This is a genomic window from Kitasatospora phosalacinea, assembly GCF_000716545.1.
In the GTDB taxonomy this organism is placed as follows: domain Bacteria; phylum Actinomycetota; class Actinomycetes; order Streptomycetales; family Streptomycetaceae; genus Kitasatospora; species Kitasatospora phosalacinea.
This window is the reverse complement of record NZ_JNWZ01000038.1, coordinates 21,390-39,551: the sequence shown is the minus strand read 5'-3', so window position 1 is coordinate 39,551 and position 18,162 is coordinate 21,390. Positions and strand designations below refer to the sequence as shown.

Below are 18,162 nucleotides of genomic sequence, written 5' to 3'. Positions count from 1 at the left end.
CCGCCCGGGGGCGCAACGCGAAGGTCCGCCCGGAGAGGGGTTACCTCTCCGGGCGGACCTTCGCGTTGGGGTGTCCGGGCGCGCCCCCGGCCAGGGCGCGGCAGACGGGGTGTCAGCCGCGCTGGATGCCGTTGGTGTCGTTCAGGACGCCGTGGGTGCCGTCCGGGAGCTGGGCGACCAGGGCGGCGCCGCGCTGGTCGACGGCCAGGTACCAGGTGCCGGGGACGAGCTCGCCGACCGGCGGGGCGGCCGGGTTGTCCTTGTTGGCGAGCTGACGGACCGCCGGGACGGCGAACCAGAACGGCGAGAACGGGCCGCCGGACTGCGCCGGGACCTGGTCCTGGACGGCCGGCTGCACCGCGGTGGGCAGCGGGGCCACCGCCGCGGCGGCCGCGGACGGAGCCTGGGCGGCCTGGGCGGCCTGCGGGAAGCCGTAGCCGCCCGGAGCCGGCTGGGCCTGCGCCGGCTGCTGCTGGCCGGGGAACGGCTGCTGCTGCTGGGGGGCGCCCGGGTAGCCGTAGGCGCCGGGGGCGCCCTGCTGCTGGGCGCCGTACGCCGGGTACTGCTGGCCGACGCCCGGGGCGCCCGGGGTGGCCGAGGTCAGCGGGGCCTGGAGGGCCGGCAGCGCGCCGCCGGCGATCACGACGCCGCCCATGACGAGCAGGCAGACCAGGCCGAGCCAGGCGCCGCCACCGATGCTGGTGCTGCCACCGGTGAAGCCGCCCATGGACCACAGGATGTCCCACAGCGCGATCACGATCGCGGCGCCGCCCCACTGGTCGAGGCGCAGCCCGATGAACTCCTTGTTGCCCAGCGTCGCCTTCTGCGTGCGGGCCAGCACGATCAGCACGGCGCCGATGACGCCGAGCAGGAAGATCGACTGGAGGATCGGGAAGAGGTCCGACTCCCAGGCGTTGATCGAGGTGTCCTTGCCGCAGTACGGCCCGCTGCAGTCGGAGCTGCGGTACGGCAGGAAGGACGAAATCAGGAGCAATACGGCCGCACCGGCGACGGCGGCGTCTCCCCTGGTGAGAGCGCGCAGATTCACTGACGTTCCCCTCATTGGTGTAGTCGTGGTCGGCGGGCGGTTGACCGGGCCCCCGTGGTACCGGGTCGGTACGACGGGGCAAAAGCCTAGAGCCAAGGCGACGCCGCGTGCACGGCACCCTCCGGATCCGCACCGAATCGGTACGGAACGGGAGTGCCGGGAATCAGGGTGGGACGGGGATGGAGCGGCAGGTGGACGCGGTGGTTCACCCGGTGAGATAGCTGGTCAGGGCGTCCGCGAGGGCCTGGGCGGCCCTCTGGCGCCACTGCGGATCGGACATGCGCTGGGCGTCGCCCGAGTTGCGCATGTTGCCGCATTCGATGAACACCTTCGGTACCTTCGACAGGTTGAGTCCGCCGAGGTCGCCGCGGGTGTCCAGGCCCTGCTGGCCGATGTAGCTGGAGTAGGGCTCGCCGGTGCCGGCCTCGAAGGCGTCGCGCAGCAGCACGCCCAGCCGGTGCGACGGGTCGACGATCGCCGAGGTGTCGGCCGCCCCGCCCACCACCCGGGCGGGCATGATCACGTGGAAGCCGGTGCCGGAGGCCGGCGCGCCGTCCGCGTGCACCGAGACCGCGGCGTCCGCCCCGGCCTCGTTGCCGATCCGGGCGCGCTCGTCGATGCACGGGCCCCACGGGCGGTCGCCGTCCTGGGTGAGCACCACGTTCGCGCCCCGGTCCTGGAGGATCTGCCGGGCCCGGTGCACCACGTCGAGGGTGAAGTCGGCCTCCGGGTAGCCGGCGTTGGTCTCGGTGCCGGTGGTGTCGCACTCCTTGCGGCTGTTGCCGATGTCCACCTTGCGGTTGATCTCGGTGGCGTGCGCGGCGTTGGCCGGGTTGTGGCCCGGGTCGAGCAGGACGGTCCGCCCGGCCAGCGGCTTCGGGCCCCCGCTCGGGGAGGCCGGGGCCGGGGAGGCCGGGGCCGGGGAGGCCGGGGCCGGGGCGGCCGCCGCGGACCGCGCCCCCGCCGGGTCCTGGGCGGTCGCGGCCGGGGAGCCGTCCTCCGGACCCGCCCCCCCGGCCCCCCCCCCGCCGCGCCCTCCGGGGGGGCCCGCCAGCGGGCGGTCCGCCGCGCCGCGTCGGCGTACGGGTCCGGGTCGCCGGGGCCGTCCGGTCCGTCGGGGCCGTGGGGACGGACGTGGTGCGGGGTGGTGCGGCCTGTCACGTGTTCCTCAGATCCTGTCCCCGGTACGGGGGGTCAGCCCGTACTGCTGGGCGATCGGTTTCCACTTCGCGGAGAAGTCCTGCTTCGCCTGGGTGGCCTTCGGGTTGAGGTCGTTGGCGCGGGCCAGGTCGGCCCCGCCGGGCGCCTGGTTGTTGGTGCAGCCCTTCTCCGAGACGGTCCGGGCCCAGGCCGCGTACGCCCGGTCGATGTCCGCGGAGGTCTGCCAGGCCGACCGCAGCGAGGTCACCGCCGCGTCGCCGCCCGGCAGGCTGTCGGTCTTCAGCACGGCCAGCTTGGTCAGCAGCGCGTCGCGCTGCTGGGCGCCGGTGTCGAAGACCTGCGCGGCGCTGTCGACCTCCGCCTTGGCCGGGCAACTGCGCACCTTCGCCACCGCGTTGGCGATCGGCGCCTTCGCGCTCTCGCCCTCGCTGAGCAGCGAGTCCAGCGCCTTCGCCTGGGCCTCCGCCTGCGGGCCCGCCGACGGCGAGGCGGACGCGGACGCGGAGGCCGACGGGGACGCCGGGGCGGAGGGCGACGGCGCGCCGTCCTGGCTGCCGCCGGTCGTGGCGTCGCCGCCCGGACTCGGCTGCGCCGCCGTCGGGCCGGCGCTGCCCTTGGCGGACGGGGAGTCCTTCGAGTCGTTGTTCTGCACCACCAGCACCACGGCCCCGCCGATCAGCAGTACCAGGGCCACGGCCGCGCCGATCAGCAGCGGGGTGCGGCGGCGGCGCGGGTCCTCGTCGTAGTCGAACTCCGGCTCCTGGTAGGTGCCGTAGCCGCTCGGAGGGGCGTTGAACTGCTGCTGGCCGCCGAAGGACGGGCCGCCGAAGGTCTGCTGGGGCGGCGGCGGGCCGGGCTGGAACGGCTGCTGCTGGCCGCCGAAGGTCTGGTTCCCGCCGAAGGACGGGCCGCCGGCGGGCGGGGGAGCGAAGCCGGGCTGGCCGCCGAAGGTCTGCTGGGGTTGCTGGGGTTGCTGGGGTTGCTGGGGCGGGAAGGGCTGCTGCCCGCCGAAGGTCTGCTGCGGCTGGGCGGGCGGCGGGGTGAAGCCCTGCTGCGGGTCCGGCGCCTGCGGGTAGCCGTAGCCGCCCGGGGCCGGCTGGGGCTGGGCCGGCTGCTGCTGGGCGGCCGGCGGGGGCACCGGAGCGGCCGGGATCGGCGGCAGCGGGATCGCCGTGGTGGGCGGTCCCGCCGCAGCCGGGTCGTCCGCCACCGGCCGGCGGACCCAGCCGCCCGCGCCGTTGTTCGCGGTGGGATCCCAGACCGCCCTCGCGGCACTGCCCTGTTCCGTCATGCCCTGCCCTCGCCCCCAACTGACCGGTACCGCACCGGGTGGCCGGTGCCCCTGCTCCGAACGGGCCGCTCCCCGGCCTGGCCGTTCGTCGTCCGCCGCCGACACCGTACCGGCCGCCGGCGGGAGCGGTCACGGCGGATCGACGACGCGTCGCGGTGGGGACGACGCCGCAGCGGCGTCGATCGTTCCCGTCCGGGGCCGGGATCCCGGCCCCGGACGGGAACCCGCCCGCTCGGCGGGCGGTCAGCCGGACACCGCGGACCGGCGGCGCAGCACCCGCAGCGAGCCGGTCGCCGACACCTCCTCGAAGCCCTCGGCGAGCGCCCGCAGGTACACCCGGTAGGGCGCCTGGCCGCCGTCCGCCGGGTCGGGGAAGACGTCGTGCACCACCAGCAGGCCGTCCGCGGCCAGGTGCGGCACCCAGCCCTCGTAGTCGCCGGTGGCGTGCTCGTCGGTGTGCCCGCCGTCCACGAACACCAGCGCCAGCGGGCCCTGCCACACCGCCGCGACCTGCGGCGACCGGCCGACCAGCGCGATCACGTGCGGCTCCAGGCCGGCCGCGTGCAGGGTGCGGCGGAACCGCGGCAGGGTGTCCATCAGGCCGACCTCCGGGTCGACCAGGGACGGGTCGTGGTACTCCCAGCCGGGCTGCTGCTCCTCGGAGCCGCGGTGGTGGTCGACGGTCAGCGCGACCGTCCCGGCCCGGCGGGCCGCGTCCGCCAGCAGGAGCGCCGAGCGCCCGCAGTACGTGCCGATCTCCAGCAGCGGCAGGCCGGTGCGCCCGGCCGCGTCGAGCGCCGCCGCGTACAGCGCCAGGCCCTCGTCCTCGGGCATGAAGCCGGTGGCGGCCCGGAACGCCTCCAGGACCTGCCGGTCCGGGACCTGAGCGGTGGGGGTGGGATCGGTCATCGGGCGCTCCTGCCGGGCCGGGGGTGACTGCCCAGGACCCTACTGGATGGTAGGGACGCCCCCGCCGCGTCCCGGGCGGGACGGTTACAGCAGCTCGGCGGCGATCCGGGCCCGGCTCGGTGCGAGCTCCGCCTCGATCGCGGCGGCCCGCCCGGCGTCCAGCACCAGCGGGGGACGGTCGGACGGGGGAGCCGAGGCCAGCAGCCGCAGCCGCAGGTAGGTCGGCGGGTGCGAGAGGTCGGTGGCGGACGCCTCCCGCTCCGACAGCCGCACCCGGCGCTCCACCTCGGTCGGCGGGACCGACCGGACGGCCTCCGCCAGCGCCTCCCACAGGTCCGGCGCCGGGTTCGCGGCGGCGGCCGCCCGCGCCGCCCGGCCACCGGCCCGGGGCAGGGCGCGCTGCCGGGTCAGCGCCGCCTCCAGCGTGGGCGCGTTCGACAGCGCCCGCAGCATGCCCCGCGCGTCCCCGGGGGACGCCAGCCGCGCGGCCATCAGGTCGGCCCGGTGCTCGGCGGCCTGCCCGCTGCGCAGGTGCAGGCGGTGCATCAGCTCCGTCAGCGCCCGGACCCCGAGGTGGACCGCGCCCAGCACCAGGTCGGCGACGGCGGAGGCGAGGGCGACGACGAGGCTGCTGTTCGGCCCGCCGCCGCGCGACGGGCGGGTGAGCCCGTGCCACTCGGCCAGCGCGTTGACCGCGGAACCCGTCCACACGCCGCGCCGGACGTCACCGTTCACGCAGTGCCCGATCTCGTGCCCGAGCAGCGCCACCCGCTGCTGCCGGGTGAGCACCGTCCACAGCGGCAGGCCGATCCTCAACTGCCGGTGGCGGCGCAGCCCGTGGGTGCCGAAGGAGGCGTTGAAGGCGGAGGTGACCGCGATCGAGTCGACCTTCGGCGCGCCCAGCTCCGCCGAGACCAGGTCGACCAGCCCGTACAGGTTCGGCGCGGCCTCCCGGGTCAGCACTCCGGAGCGCTCCGGGCGGCCCAGCCGCGGACGCAGCAGGAACGCCACCGCCAGCGCGATCACGCCCAGCACCCGGGCGGGCAGGCCGCCCAGCGGCCACCCGACGACCAGGAGCACCCCGGCCAGCAGCACCGCCAGCGACACCAGGTGCACCGCCCCGGCGAGCAGGAAGGCGCCCGCCGACGCGCCGTGCCGCAGGTCGGACCCGCCCTCCGAGACCAGCCGGAACACCTGCTCGGTACGGGCCCTGACCTCCCGTCGGCGCTTCTCCTCGCGCCGCTCCTCCCGTTCGGCCCGGCGCCGGGCCCGGGGCGGCAGGTCGTCGGTGGACGGCCGGGGCGGCAGCAGGTTCCACTCGCAGGACGGGCACCAGGTCGGGAAGCGCTCCTGCGCGGCCACCGGCGCACCGCACTCGGGGCAGCGCGGCGCAGCGGCCCCGGTGGCATCGTTGACCTGCGGGTTCGCGGCCGGGGAGGGGATCTCGGAGAGGGACACGGCGGCGGATCCTGCCACACCGGACGACCGGGGGGAAGCGCTGTCCCGCACCGCCGCCGAGCGGACCGGCGCACCGGGCGGGGATGCGCTATACAGGGGCGGCCGTGGTGGAACGTGTTCCACCGCAGGCCGTCACCCCGCCGTCACCGGCGGCCGAACACCCTGGGAGCAGCCCGTGCGCGCAGCGATCCTGCAGCAGACCGGACAGGACGCCCTGGACGTCCGCGACGACGTCGAGGCGGTCGGCTTCGGGCCCGGAAGGGTCCGGGTCCGGGTCCGGGCCGCCAGCCTCTGCCACTCCGACCTGTCGGCGATGGCCGGGGTCCTGCCGCAGCCCGCCCCGTTCGTGCCCGGCCACGAGGGCGCCGGCGAGGTGGTCGAGGTCGGCGCGGGCGTCACCGGCCTCGCCCCCGGCGACCGGGTGGTGCTCTGCTGGATGCCCCCCTGCGGCCGCTGCCCCGCCTGCCTGGCCGGGCGCACCCACCTGTGCACCGCCTCGATCCGCCGCCTGACCACCCCCACCTTCCGGATCGGCGGCGACACCGACGCGTACGGCTTCTACAGCACCGGCGCGTTCGCCGAGGAGCTCGTGGTCGCCGCCGACACCGTCATCCCGGTGCCCGCCGACCTGCCCTTCGAGCTCGCCGCCCTGATCGGCTGCGGCGTCACCACCGGGCTCGGCGCGGTCGTCAACACCGCGGGGGTCCGGGCCGGCGAGACCGTCGCCGTGATCGGGGCGGGCGGCGTCGGCGTCGCCGCCGTCCAGGGCGCGCGGATCAGCGGAGCCGCCCGGATCACCGTCGTCGACCCCGTCGCCTCCCGGCGTGAACGGGCCCTCGGCTTCGGCGCCACCGACGCCATCGCTCCCGAGCAACTCAAGTCCGCCGCCCGCGAGTTGCCCGCCGGCGGCTACGACCACGTGTTCGAGGCGGTCGGCCGGGCCGCGACCGTCCGGGCCGGCTACGACGCGGCCCGGCGCGGCGGCGCCGTCGTGGTGATCGGCGCGGGCGCCCGGGACGACGAAGTCTCCTTCCACATGGGCGAACTCTTCTTCAACGAGAAGCGGCTGCTGCCCTCGCTGTACGGCGGCGGCGACGTCCGCCGCACCGTCGGCCTGGCGATCGACCTGTGGCGCGCCGGACGGCTCGACCTGGCCGGGATGATCACCCACCGGCTGCCGCTGGAACGCGTCAACGAGGCGATCGGGCAGATGCGGGCCGGCGAGGCGCTGCGCACCGTCCTGCTCACCGACTGACGCCGACGCCCCGGTCCCCGTCAGGACGGTGACGGGAACCGGGGGCGCCGGACCGGTGCGATGTGGTCTCTTCCGGGGCTCCCCCGCGGCGACCCGGGGTCAGCGGCGGTGCCGGCCGTGCGGGTCCGCCTCCGGGGCGTCGTCGCCGGCGGTGGTGCCCCGGTGCCGGCCGTGCGCCCCGCCGTCGGGGGTCTCGTCGGTGCCCGGCGCGCGGTGGCCGTGCTCGGTGGTGCCGTCGATGGTCTCGGACATCAGGTCGGTCTTCTCCGGGCGAAGGAAGCGGGCGTGGTCGGTGCCGCCGAACATCATCGGAGCCTACCGAAACCCCGGCCGGGCGCACGGTGAACCTCCGCGCGGGGCGGGAGCGACCAGGGGCCCGGGGAGCGGCGGGGCCGTGCCGCTGAAGGCCGGGGTCCGCCGAAGGCCCGTGCTGCTTCGGGCCGGGGAGCGGAACCCGGAGCCGGCGCCGCGCAACGACGGTGGACCCGCAGCAGCCGCGGCCCCGGCGGACGGCGCCGGGGGACCCGGGCGTTCCGCCGGGGCGTCAGGCCGGGCGGCCGGTGCGCAGGAAGCCCGCCAGCAGCTCGTGCACCGCCGCCGCGCCCTCCTCGGCGAGCACCTCGTGCCCCGCCCCCGCCGCCTCCACGTACCGGAAGTCGACGCCCTCCACCCGCCCCAGCCGCAGCAACTCGTGCCGCAGCGAACGGGACTGGCCGACCGGCACCACCTCGTCCCGGTCCCCGTGCACCACCAGCAGCGGCGCCCGCAGCCGGTCCGCGACCCGCAGCACGTCGCGCGGCCCCCGCGCGTCCTCGACCACCCGGTCGCCGCCCAGCCGGGCGGTCAGCGCCCGCACCGGCGCCGACGCCTCCGCCAGCAGCCGCCCGCCGGACAGGAACGGCGCCACCACCGCGCACCGCGACACCGACCCCGCCGGGGCGTGCGCCGCCGCCAGCAGCGCCAGGAACGCGCCGTAGCTCACCCCGAACAGCGCCGGCGGCTCCAGCCCCAACGCCGCCCGCTGCCCCGCCACGCCCTCCAGCAGCGCCAGCACGTCCTCCAGGTCCGGCCCGCCCCAGGCGCCCCGGATCGCCATCGCGTACTCCGGGCCGTACCCCGTCGAACCGCGCTGGTTCGGCGCCAGCACCGCCAGGCCGTCCGCCGCCATCCGCTGCAGCGCCGGATCGAACTCCAGCCGCCAGGCGTCCGCCGGTCCGCCGTGCAGCGCCAGCACCAGGTGCGGCGCCGACAGCCACCCGTCGCCGCCGTACACCACCGACTCGACCGGACCGGCCGGACCGGCCAGCTCCAGGCACTGCGCCGGCCGCCACCGGCTCCCGTCCCCCGGCGCCGCCGAACCGTCCAGCCGCCAGCCCGCCGGGGCCTCCGGGGCCGACGGGCCCGTCCGCCGGGAGGACGGCGAGTCCAGCGGCGCCAGCGGCAGCGGCAACGCCATCGGGGCCGCCTCCGGGCGCGGCTCCGCCACCAGCAGCGCCGCCACGTCCAGCGTGGCCAGCGCCGCCGGACGGTCCGGCGCCGAGTACGGCATCCGCAGCCCCGCCGCCGACCAGTGCCCGACCGCCCCCAGCCGGCCCGGCGGCACCGGCAGCGGACGCAACCGCTTCTCGCCCGCCCGCCACAGCACCAGCGCCGACGACGCCCCGTGGTCCACCTGCAGCACCACCTGCGGCTCCGCGCCCGGCGCCGACCCGGGCGCCGCCGCCACCGGACGCAGCAGCCGCCCCGGCTGGTGCAGGCAGTCCGGGAAGCGGACCGGCTCACCGCCGCCGATCAGCGCCCAGCCCAGCCGGTCCACCCCCGGCGCGTCGCTGCGCAGCATCCCGAACCCGGTCGCCGGGTCGAACAGCACCAGCCGGTCGTTGCTGCTCGCGCCCAGCTCCAACAGCGGTGTGGTGGAAGCCAGTTCGAGATCCAGCACGACGGTCTTCACCATCCCGCCGACCACCCGGTCCAGCGCCAGCAGCCGCCCCGCGGCGTCCAGCCACACCCCGCCGCCGTGCACCCCCGGCAACTGCGCGACCTCCCGCGGCGCCGAGCCGTCCGCCGCCAGCAGCCACACCGTCGTCACCGGACGGGCGTCCGTGCCCAGCAGCACCGCGACCGGGGCGCCCCCGGCCGGGCCCCCCGCCGCCGCTCCGCCCGGCACCGCGAGCATCCGCAGACCCGGCAGCCGCAGCGCCGCCAACGGCACCTCCGGGACCTCGGCCGCCAGCAGCACCAGCGCGTGCCGGTCCCCGTCGTGCCGGCACACCAGCACCCGGCCGTCCGGCAGCGCGAGCAGCTGCGCCCGCAGCCCCTCCCGGGACGGCAGCGCGGTCGGCACGGCCGGTCCCTCCGCCGGAAGGCGCCAGCTCTCCGCGTACCACCCGCCGTCGGCCCCGGCGGCCAGGCACGCGGCGTGCGAGCCGTCGTCGGCGAAGGTGAAGCCGAGCCGTCGCAACGCGAGGTGCACGGTCTGCGTGCTCATCGGGGATCGCCTTTCGGGAGACGGAGCGTCCAGGGGCCCGGGGAACGGCGGGGCCGTGGCGGCTGCGGGTTCACCGCCCGTGCGCGGTATCGGCTTCCGGTTCCGTCCTCAGGCCGGGAGCGGCACGGGGCTTCGACGGGACGCGACCTCCGGCGGCGCGGGCCCGCCGCTCTCCGAGTCCCCGCCGCTCTCCGAGCCCCTGCCGGTGCCGCCGGGTGCCGGTCCGCCGCCGGGGGCCGATCCCGCCCCCTCGACGGGGTCGGCCGCCCGGGGCGGGCGGTCGGGGTTACCACCGGCCCGGACATTCCGGCGGTGGCGAGGTGGAGTTCCTCGGCGAGCCGCCGCCGGAATTGCTCGTCGCCGCCCGGGCGGGCGGTGAGGAATTTCCCGGCCGGGCCGCGCCCGTTCTTCCGGGAACCGATTTCGCGGAGCCGATTCCGGTCGGCGGTGAATTCGAAGGCGCACGGACCGCCGGCGATCACCGGGGCCACGGCGGACAGCACCCCGACCGCCGCCGGGGAGGCCGCGCCGGCGTGCGGCCCCGGCCCCCGGCGCCGGACGGGGAGACCGCGGCCGGGCGGCCGCGCCGTGCACCAGGAGCCCCCGGCGGCGACCGCCCGGTCGCCGCCGCCTCCCCGGGCCCTGCTGCCGGCCACGGCCGCCCGTGCCGCCTCCACCGACGTGCCGTCCACACCCGGCCCGTCGTCGACCGGACCCGGCCCCTGTCCTGCGCGGCGGTGTGCCCGTCCCCATCTGCTTCACACCCCTTCGCGGTGGACTCGACCGAGCGGTCTGCGGAAGTCGCGAGAGCCTCGGCGGCGCCCGCCGAATTCGCCGGGGTTCCACGCGGAATTCCACGCGTCGCACGGGGGAATTGCGGCCGGTCGCCTTTTTCGACCCCCCTGGTCGAGGCAACTCTCGTTCGCAGGACTAGAAGTTACTTTCGGGGAGGGTGCGACTCAACACCGGTCGGGTCACTTCACCCGTAAGGGTGATCCAGTTTCGTTTTCGAATCCGTTCGCCCGGGGTGTGTGGGCAGGGCGTGCCGCGCGGCCGCCGGTCAGCTCCGCTCCGCGGGCCCGCCGGGGCACCGTCCGGAGCCCCCGCCCGCCGCCCTCGGCCGGGTTGACGCGCAGGTGTACGACGCTCGGGCCGGGACCGCACGCCGGGGCGGGAACGGGCGCGCGACCGGGGCCGGCCGTGGCACGCGGTAGTCTCGACAGGTGCCGAAACTGTCCGACGTCATCGCCGTGCTCGAAGAGGTCTACCCCCCGCGCTGGGCGGAGTCCTGGGACGCGGTGGGCCTGGTCTGCGGCGACCCCGGGGCCGAGGTGCGCCGGGTGCTGTTCGCCGTCGACCCCGTGCGGACCGTGGTGGACGAGGCCGTCGAGTGGGGCGCCGACCTGCTGGTCACCCACCACCCCCTCTACCTGCGCGGCACCACCACCGTCGCCGCCACCGGCTTCAAGGGCCGGGTGGTGCACACCCTGATCAAGCACGACATCGCCCTGCACGTCGCGCACACCAACGCCGACCACGCCGACCCCGGCGTCTCGGACGCCCTGGCCGAGGCCGTCGGGCTGAAGGTCACCGGCCCGCTGGTGGCCGACCCGACCGACCCGGCGGGCCGCCGGGGCAGCGGCCGGATCGGCGAACTGCCGCAGCCGATGACGCTGGCCGCGTTCGCCGCGCAGGTCGCCGCCGGGCTGCCCGCCACCGCCGCGGGCGTCCGCGCCGCCGGCGACCCGGAGCGGCTCGTCCGCCGGGTCGCGGTCTGCGGCGGCTCCGGCGACTCCTTCCTGGCCGAGGCCCGCGCGGCCGGCGTGGACGCGTACGTCACCGCCGACCTGCGGCACCACCCGGCCTCCGAGGCCGTCGAGGCGGCCCCGGTCGCCCTGGTCGACGCCGCGCACTGGGCCACCGAGTGGCCCTGGCTCACCCTCGCCGCCCGCGAGCTCACCGGCCGCGCCGACAGCCGCGGCTGGCCGCTGGAGACCCGCGTCTCCACCCGGGTCACCGACCCGTGGACGGCGCACGCGCCGATGCCGTACGCCCCCTGACCTCCCGCCGAACCAACTCAACAGGAGCCCTGCCGCGTGAACGCCGCGCCCGCCGACCAGAACCGCCTGCTCGACCTGCAGGCCCTCGACTCCCGCCTCGACCAGCTGGCCCACCGGCGCCGCACCCTGCCCGAGCACGCCGAGATCGACAAGGCCGCCGCCGACCACACCGCCCTCAAGGACCTGGTGATCGCCGCCCAGGCCCAGCTCGGCGACACCACCCGCGAGCAGGCCAAGGCCGAGGCGGACGTCGAGCAGGTCCGCGCCCGGGCCGCCCGCAACCAGCAGCGGATGGACTCCGGCGCGGTCGGCTCCTCCAGGGACCTGGAGAACCTCCAGCACGAGAACGCCTCGCTGGCCAAGCGCCAGGGAGACCTGGAGGACATCGTCCTGGAGGTGATGGAGCGGCTGGAGTCCGCCCAGACCCGGGTCGTCGAGCTGACCGCCCGCCTGGAGCACTCCGCCGTGGTGGTCGCCGAGGCCGAGGGCCGCCGGGACGCCAAGTTCGCCGAGATCGACGCCGAGGCCGACAAGGTCCGCCGCGACCGCGAGGCCGTCGCCAACGTCATCCCCGCCGACCTGATGAAGCTCTACCTGCGCCTGCGCGAGCAGCAGGGCGGCACCGGCGCGGCCCGCCTCTACCAGCGCCGCTGCGAGGGCTGCCGCACCGAGTTCTCGATCACCGAGTTCAACGCGATCAAGGCCGAGCCCGCCGACAAGGTGCTGCGCTGCGAGAACTGCGGCCGGATCCTGGTCCGCACCGGCGAGTCGGGCGTCTGATCCCCGTGCGGGATCCGGTGGCGGGCGCCCGGTACGTCGTCGAGGCCGACGGCGGCTCCCGGGGCAACCCGGGGCCGGCCGGCTACGGCGCGGTGGTGCGCGACGCCGGCACCGGGCAGGTCCTGGTCGAGGCCGCCGAGTACATCGGCCACGCCACCAACAACGTCGCCGAGTACCGGGGCCTGATCGCCGGACTGCGGGCCGCCCGCGACCTCGACCCGGACGCCCGGGTCGCGGTCCGGATGGACTCCAAACTGGTCGTCGAGCAGATGTCCGGGCGCTGGCAGGTCAAGCACCCCGACATGCGGCCGCTGGCCGCCGAGGCCCGCACCGTCCTCCCGGCCGGGAACGTCACCTACGAGTGGATCCCGCGCGAGCGCAACAAGGACGCCGACCGGCTCGCCAACGAGGCGATGGACGCCGGGCAGCGGGGCCGCCGGTGGGAGCCCGCCGCCCGGCCCGCCGCGCCCGTGCCCGCGGCGGTGGACGAACCGGTGCCCGCCGCGTCCGCGCCCAGGGCCGGCTGGGCCGCGCCCGCCGACCTCGGCGCCCCCACCACCTTCGTGCTGCTGCGCCACGGCGAGACCCCGCTCACCCCGCTCAAGCGCTTCTCCGGCAGCACCGGCAGCGACCCCGGCCTCTCCGAGAAGGGCCGCTGGCAGGTCGAACGCGCCGCCGAGGCCCTGGCCGCCCGCGGCACCGTGCAGGCCGTGGTGGCCTCCCCGATGCTGCGCACCCGGCAGACCGCCGAGGCCACCGCCCGCCGGCTCGGCCTGGAGGTGCGGATCGAGGAGGACCTGCGCGAACTCGACTTCGGCGACTGGGAGGGGCTCACCTTCGCCGAGGTGATGGAGCGCCACCCCGACGACCTCACCACCTGGCTCGGCTCCGCCCGGGCCAAGCCCACCGGCAGCGCCGAATCCCTCACCACCCTGGCCCAGCGGGTCGCCCGGGCCCGCGACCGGATCACCGCCCGGTACGCCGGGCAGACCGTCCTGGTGGTCTCCCACGTCAGCCCGATCAAGACGCTGGTCCGGCTCGCCCTGGGCGCCCCGCCGGACGCCGTGCACCGGATGGAACTGTCCGCGGCCTCGCTCTGCGCCGTCCAGTACTACAGCGACGGCAACGCCTCGGTGCGGCTGCTCAACGACACCTCGCACCTGCGCTGAGGCACCCCCGGCGGGCGGTCAGTGGACGTCGGTCACCACGACGTCCAGCTGCCACGGCCTGCGGTCGGTGCCGCGCGCCGAGACCTCCACCCGGTGGCCCGACTGCTCCAGCGCGTCCACCAGTTCGCCGGGGGCGGCGGGCTCCGTGCCGGCCGCGAGCAGGTCGCGCACCAGCCGGCCCTTGGTGGCCTTGTTGAAGTGCGACACCACCGATCGCCTCAGCACCCCGTCCACCTCGCGCTCCTGCAGCACCCGCACCGTCACCGTCCGGCCCGCGACCGCCCCGGCGGGCTTCCACGCCGCCGCGTACGCCGAACTGCGCAGGTCCAGCACCAGGCCGTCCGCGACCTCGGGCAGCACCGCGTCCAACTCGCCCCGCCAGTACGCGCCCAGCGCGCCCAGCGGGGGCAGCTTCACGCCCATCGAGCAGCGGTACGGCGGGATCCGGTCGCCGATCCGCACCGCGCCCCACAGCCCCGAGAACACCAGCAGCGAACGCTCCGCCCGGGCGTACGCGGCCTCGTCCAGCTTCGCCAGGCCCAGGTTGTCGAACAGCACCCCCGTGTAGACCTCGCCCGCCGGACGGGCCCCCGCCGTCAGCAGGCCGGCGTTCTTGCCCACCTCCCCGCGCAGCCCCTTGCTCAGCCCCAGCACCCCGGCCGCCCGCTCCTCGTCCCCGGCGCACAGCTCCACCAGCGCGCCGAGCACCCGCCGCCGCGCCCCGGTCAGCCCCGGCAGCGACAACTCCGCCAGCTCCACCGGCGCACCCGCCTCCGGCGCGGCCTTCCCCTCGGACGGCGGCAGCAGAACCAGCACGACGACACCCCTTCGACAACCCGTGGCACCCGAACCCGACCACCCTAACGACCGCCCGGGCGCGTCCCGAATCCCGGAACACCCGGGAGGGGGAGCGCGGCCCCCCGCCGTTCCGGACGCCCGCACCCGTCGCCGGAGCGCCCCCCGCGCCCGTCCGCACCGTCGCGGCCCCGGCGTCCCCGTGGTCAATCCCCGTGCGCCACAACCGCCTTCACGCCTGTTTCACCGCGCCTTCCACGCCACCGCCGCTTACGCTGCGACCATGCCGCGCCGACACCTCAGCGTCCGGGCCGCCCAGACCGCCAGGATCAACACCGAGCTCGCCGACCTCAGGACCCGCCTGGAGATCCGCACCGACTGGTCGCCGGAGGTGCTCGCGGAGGCCGACCGGGCCGCCGCGCTGCCCCGGCTGCCGGAGTTCGACGCCACCGACCTGGACCTGTTCACCCTCGACCCGCCGGACTCCCGGGACCTGGACCAGGCGATGCAGCTGTCCCGCCGGGGCACCGGCTACCGGGTGCACTACGCGATCGCCGACGTCGGCGCGTACGTCACCCCGGGCGGGGCGATCGACACCGAGGCCGCGCACCGGGTGCAGACGCTGTACTTCCCGGACGGGAACGTGCCGCTGCACCCGGCCCGGCTCTCCGAGGGCGCCGCCAGCCTGCTGCCCGGCGAGCTGCGGCCCGCCCTGCTCTGGCAGCTCGACCTGGACGCCGACGGCGCGCTGGTCCTGGCCGACCTGCGCCGGGCCCGGGTCCGCTCCCGGCGCCGGCTCGACTACGCGGGCGTCCAGGCCAGGATCGACGCGGGCCGGGCCGACGAACAGCTCGCCCTGCTCGCCGAGGTCGGCGCCCTGCGCGAGGCCCGGGAGCGGGAGCGCGGCGGCGTCAGCCTGCCCGTGCCCGAGCAGGAGGTGACCGCCGAGGACGGCGGCTACCGGCTCGGCTACCGGGCGCCGCGCCCCGCCGAGGGCTGGAACGCGCAGATCTCGCTGCTGACCGGGACGGCCGCCGCCGAGCTGATGCTGGACGCCGGGATCGGCCTGCTGCGCACCCTGCCCGCCGCCCCCGTGCCCGCGTACGACAGGCTGCGCCGCACCGCCGCCGCGCTCGGCGTCGACTGGCCGGAGGGCCTGCCCTACCCGGCGCTGATCCGCTCGCTCGACCCGGGCCGCACCGCCGACGCCGCCTTCCTCAACGAGTGCACCGGCCTGCTGCGCGGCGCCGGCTACCGGGCCTTCGACACCGCCCGGGGCACCGCCCCGCCCGCCGACCCGGTCCACGCCGCGCTGGCCGCCCCGTACGCGCACTGCACCGCGCCGCTGCGCCGGCTCGGCGACCGGTACGCGCTGGAGGTCTGCGCGGCGGTGGCGGGCGGCACCGACGTGCCGGGCTGGGTGCGGGACGCCCTGCCGCTGGTGCCGGGGCTGATGGAGTCGGGCGACCGGCGGGCGCACGAGGTGGAGCGGGCCTGCGTGGACCTGGTGGAGACCGAGCTGCTGCGCGGCCGGGAGGGCGAGGAGTTCGAGGCGGTGGTGGTCGACGTGGACGAGCGCCGCCCCACCGTGGGCACGGTGCAGCTGCGCGACCCGGCGGTGGTCGCCAAGTGCGACGCCCCCGACCGGCTGCCGCTGGGCCGCCGGGTCACCGTCCGGCTGACCCTGGCCGATCCGGCGACCCGGTCCGTCCGGTTCGCGCTGGCGGCCGCCGGGTAGTCCCAGGAACCGTTCAGGAGGCGGTGGGAGGATCGGATGATGAGCCGACCGATCACCGCGCCGGACCGCCGTCACAGGCTGCTGATCCTGGCCGTCTGCTGCCTCAGCCTGTTCATCGTCGGCCTGGACAACACCGTCGTGAACATCGCGCTGCCCGCGATCCGCGAGGACCTGGACGCGCCCGCCTCCGGCCTCCAGTGGGTGATCGACGCCTACACCCTGGTGCTGGCCTCGCTGCTGATGCTCTCCGGCTCGGTGGCCGACCGGATCGGCCGCAAGCGGGTGTTCATGACCGGGCTGGTGCTGTTCGTGCTCGGCTCGCTGCTGTGCAGCCTCGCCCCCGGGCTGGGCTGGCTGATCGGCTTCCGCGCGGTGCAGGCGGTCGGCGGGTCGATGATGAACCCGGTGGCGATGTCGATCATCACCAACACCTTCACCGACCCCGGGGAGCGGGCCCGGGCGATCGGCGTCTGGGGCGGCGTGATCGGCATCAGCATGGCGCTCGGCCCGCTGATCGGCGGCCTCCTGGTGGACAGTGCGGGCTGGCCGTCGGTCTTCCTGATCAACGTGCCGGTCGGGCTGGCCGCCTGCCTGCTGACCTTCCGGTACGTCCCGGAGTCCCGGGCGCCCCGGGCCCGCCGGCTCGACCCGGTCGGGCAGCTGCTGATGGTGGTGCTGCTGGGCTGCGGCACCGCCGCGATCATCGAGGGCCCCGGCCACGGCTGGACCTCGCCCGGCATCCTCGCCCTGGCCGCCCTCGCCGCCGCCGCGCTGGTCGCCTTCCCGCTGTGGGAACTGCGGGTCGCCGAGCCGCTGATCGACCCCCGCTTCTTCCGCAGCGCCCCGTTCACCGGCGCCACCGTCACCGCGGTGTGCGCGTTCGCGGCGCTCGGCGGCTTCCTCTTCCTCAACACCCTCTACCTGCAGGAGGTCCGCCACTACACCCCGGTGGTGGCCGGACTGTGGACGCTCCCGATGGCCGGGCTCACCCTGGTCGCCGCCCCGCTGTCCGGCCGGATCGTGGCCGGTCGCGGTCCGCGCCTGCCGCTGCTGGTCTCCGGCGCGGCGATCACCGCCAGCGGGCTGCTGCTGACCCGGCTGACCGCCGACTCCTCCGCGCTCCTGCTGCTGCCCGCGTACGCCCTGTTCGGCATCGGCTTCGGCCTGGTCAACGCCCCGATCACCAATTCCGCGGTCTCCGGCATGCCGCTCTCCCAGGCCGGGGTGGCCGCCGCGGTCGCCTCCACCAGCCGCCAGGTCGGCCAGTCGCTGGGCGTCGCGGTGATCGGCAGCGTGGTCGCCGGCGCGGTCGCCTCGGCCGGCGGCTTCACCCCCGCCACCCACGCCGGCTGGTGGATCGTCACCGGCCTCGGCCTGACCGTCCTGCTGCTCGGCCTGGTCACCACCACCCCCTGGGCCACCGCCACCGCCGCCCGGGTCGCCGCCCGCTCCGACCGGCGGCCGGGCGGCGTGCGGGAGCACCCCGCGGAGCGGCTACGATGACCAGTACGGCGGACGAGCCGGCCGGGCGGTCGCGTCGGGTCCCTTCGGGGCCCGCCGAGGAACGTCCGGGCTCCACAGAGCAGGGTGGTGGGTAACGCCCACCCGGGGTGACCCGCGGGACAGTGCCACAGAAAGCAGACCGCCTGCCGCTCCGGCGGCAGGTAAGGGTGAAACGGTGGTGTAAGAGACCACCAGCGACCGAGGTGACTCGGCCGGCTCGGTAAACCCCACTCGGAGCAAGGTCAAGATCGGTGCCCCCGGGCACCGTGCGCGGGTGTTCGAGGGCTGCTCGCCCGAGCCCGCGGGTAGACCGCACGAGGCTGTCGGCAACGGCAGCCCTAGATGGATGGCCGCCTCCCCCGGCCGCGCGAGCGGCCTGGGAGACAGAACCCGGCGTACAGGCCGACTCGTCCGCCGCCTCCGGTCCCCGCTTCCGCACGCCGCCCGCCGGCGCCGGTTCCGGGTTCCGTATCCCGGGTTCCGTATCCCGTATCCCGGTTCCGGGTT

General features: G+C 76.6%; 15 protein-coding genes and 1 other RNA gene. 7 read left to right on the top strand and 9 right to left on the bottom strand.

Annotation, left to right across the window (positions count from 1 at the left end; all coding sequences use genetic code 11):
* Positions 1–112 precede the first annotated feature (112 nt).
* From OO48_RS20040 to OO48_RS40725, 5 genes are all read right to left on the bottom strand, one after another.
* Positions 113–994 (bottom strand): hypothetical protein, encoded by an 882-nt coding sequence (locus OO48_RS20040; RefSeq protein ID WP_033218193.1) that lies wholly within the window; start codon positions 992–994, stop codon positions 113–115.
* A gap of 259 nt (positions 995–1,253) precedes the next feature.
* Entirely contained in the window at positions 1,254–2,102 is an 849-nt protein-coding gene (locus tag OO48_RS20035; RefSeq protein ID WP_033218191.1) for an N-acetylmuramoyl-L-alanine amidase, read from the bottom strand.
* A 114-nt stretch (positions 2,103–2,216) separates the two neighbouring features.
* Positions 2,217–3,500, bottom strand: coding sequence for a hypothetical protein (locus OO48_RS20030; protein ID WP_033218189.1), 1,284 nt, complete (start codon positions 3,498–3,500; stop codon positions 2,217–2,219).
* A 243-nt stretch (positions 3,501–3,743) separates the two neighbouring features.
* Complete coding sequence (locus OO48_RS20025; RefSeq protein ID WP_033218187.1) at positions 3,744–4,409, bottom strand: class I SAM-dependent methyltransferase; 666 nt, start codon at positions 4,407–4,409, stop codon at positions 3,744–3,746.
* Between the two features lie 84 nt (positions 4,410–4,493).
* Complete coding sequence (locus OO48_RS40725) at positions 4,494–5,867, bottom strand: M48 family metalloprotease (RefSeq protein ID WP_051732343.1); 1,374 nt, start codon at positions 5,865–5,867, stop codon at positions 4,494–4,496.
* A gap of 175 nt (positions 5,868–6,042) precedes the next feature.
* Here OO48_RS40725 and OO48_RS20015 point away from each other — a divergent pair, with 175 nt between their 5' ends.
* Positions 6,043–7,122, top strand: coding sequence for an alcohol dehydrogenase catalytic domain-containing protein (locus OO48_RS20015; protein ID WP_033218185.1), 1,080 nt, complete (start codon positions 6,043–6,045; stop codon positions 7,120–7,122).
* A gap of 99 nt (positions 7,123–7,221) precedes the next feature.
* On the opposite strand, the gene OO48_RS20010 is transcribed toward OO48_RS20015, so the two are convergent.
* From OO48_RS20010 to OO48_RS41350, 3 genes are all read right to left on the bottom strand, one after another.
* Entirely contained in the window at positions 7,222–7,428 is a 207-nt protein-coding gene (locus OO48_RS20010; RefSeq protein WP_157845494.1) for a hypothetical protein, read from the bottom strand.
* 238 nt (positions 7,429–7,666) lie between these two features.
* A complete protein-coding gene (locus tag OO48_RS35255) occupies positions 7,667–9,610 on the bottom strand; it encodes an alpha/beta hydrolase family protein (RefSeq protein WP_051732342.1) in 1,944 nt (647 codons plus the stop codon).
* Complete coding sequence (locus OO48_RS41350; RefSeq protein WP_483413975.1) at positions 9,607–10,266, bottom strand: class III lanthionine synthetase LanKC N-terminal domain-containing protein; 660 nt, start codon at positions 10,264–10,266, stop codon at positions 9,607–9,609. Before OO48_RS41350 ends, OO48_RS35255 begins: the two co-directional genes overlap by 4 nt.
* A 567-nt stretch (positions 10,267–10,833) precedes the next feature.
* On the opposite strand from OO48_RS41350, the gene OO48_RS20000 reads away from it, so the two are divergent.
* Genes OO48_RS20000 through OO48_RS19990 form a run of 3 tightly spaced genes read left to right on the top strand, consistent with a single transcriptional unit; the run spans position 10,834 to position 13,619 of the window.
* Complete coding sequence (locus OO48_RS20000) at positions 10,834–11,670, top strand: Nif3-like dinuclear metal center hexameric protein (RefSeq protein WP_033218181.1); 837 nt, start codon at positions 10,834–10,836, stop codon at positions 11,668–11,670.
* 36 nt (positions 11,671–11,706) lie between these two features.
* Positions 11,707–12,450 (top strand): zinc ribbon domain-containing protein, encoded by a 744-nt coding sequence (locus OO48_RS19995; RefSeq protein ID WP_033218179.1) that lies wholly within the window; start codon positions 11,707–11,709, stop codon positions 12,448–12,450.
* A gap of 5 nt (positions 12,451–12,455) precedes the next feature.
* On the top strand, positions 12,456–13,619 hold the full coding sequence (locus OO48_RS19990; protein WP_425338563.1) for a bifunctional RNase H/acid phosphatase: 1,164 nt from the start codon (positions 12,456–12,458) through the stop codon (positions 13,617–13,619).
* Between the two features lie 18 nt (positions 13,620–13,637).
* Here the strand turns inward: OO48_RS19990 and yaaA are convergent, their stop codons facing one another.
* Positions 13,638–14,435 carry a peroxide stress protein YaaA gene (gene yaaA, locus OO48_RS19985; RefSeq protein ID WP_033218170.1) on the bottom strand — a complete coding sequence of 266 codons (798 nt, stop codon included), beginning with the start codon at positions 14,433–14,435 and terminating at the stop codon, positions 13,638–13,640.
* 262 nt (positions 14,436–14,697) lie between these two features.
* On the opposite strand from yaaA, the gene OO48_RS19980 reads away from it, so the two are divergent.
* The 3 genes from OO48_RS19980 to rnpB all read left to right on the top strand — a co-directional run bounded on the left by OO48_RS19980 (position 14,698) and on the right by rnpB (position 18,069).
* Positions 14,698–16,152 carry an RNB domain-containing ribonuclease gene (locus tag OO48_RS19980; protein ID WP_033218168.1) on the top strand — a complete coding sequence of 485 codons (1,455 nt, stop codon included), beginning with the start codon at positions 14,698–14,700 and terminating at the stop codon, positions 16,150–16,152.
* A gap of 39 nt (positions 16,153–16,191) precedes the next feature.
* Positions 16,192–17,655 (top strand): MFS transporter, encoded by a 1,464-nt coding sequence (locus OO48_RS19975; protein ID WP_106970364.1) that lies wholly within the window; start codon positions 16,192–16,194, stop codon positions 17,653–17,655.
* Between the two features lie 13 nt (positions 17,656–17,668).
* Positions 17,669–18,069: RNase P RNA component class A (gene rnpB / locus OO48_RS35270), an RNA gene on the top strand.
* The last annotated feature ends 93 nt before the right edge of the window (positions 18,070–18,162 follow it).

What these genes read in the sequence shown, in the direction of transcription:
- OO48_RS20030 (WP_033218189.1), bottom strand. Translation starts at nt 3,500, where the DNA reads ATGACGGAACAGGGCAGTGCCGCGAGGGCGGTCTGGGATCCCACCGCG.
- OO48_RS20025 (WP_033218187.1), bottom strand. Translation starts at nt 4,409, where the DNA reads ATGACCGATCCCACCCCCACCGCTCAGGTCCCGGACCGGCAGGTCCTG.
- OO48_RS20010 (WP_157845494.1), bottom strand. Translation starts at nt 7,428, where the DNA reads ATGTTCGGCGGCACCGACCACGCCCGCTTCCTTCGCCCGGAGAAGACC.
- OO48_RS35255 (WP_051732342.1), bottom strand. Translation starts at nt 9,610, where the DNA reads ATGAGCACGCAGACCGTGCACCTCGCGTTGCGACGGCTCGGCTTCACC.
- OO48_RS19980 (WP_033218168.1), top strand. Translation starts at nt 14,698, where the DNA reads ATGCCGCGCCGACACCTCAGCGTCCGGGCCGCCCAGACCGCCAGGATC.
- OO48_RS19975 (WP_106970364.1), top strand. Translation starts at nt 16,192, where the DNA reads ATGAGCCGACCGATCACCGCGCCGGACCGCCGTCACAGGCTGCTGATC.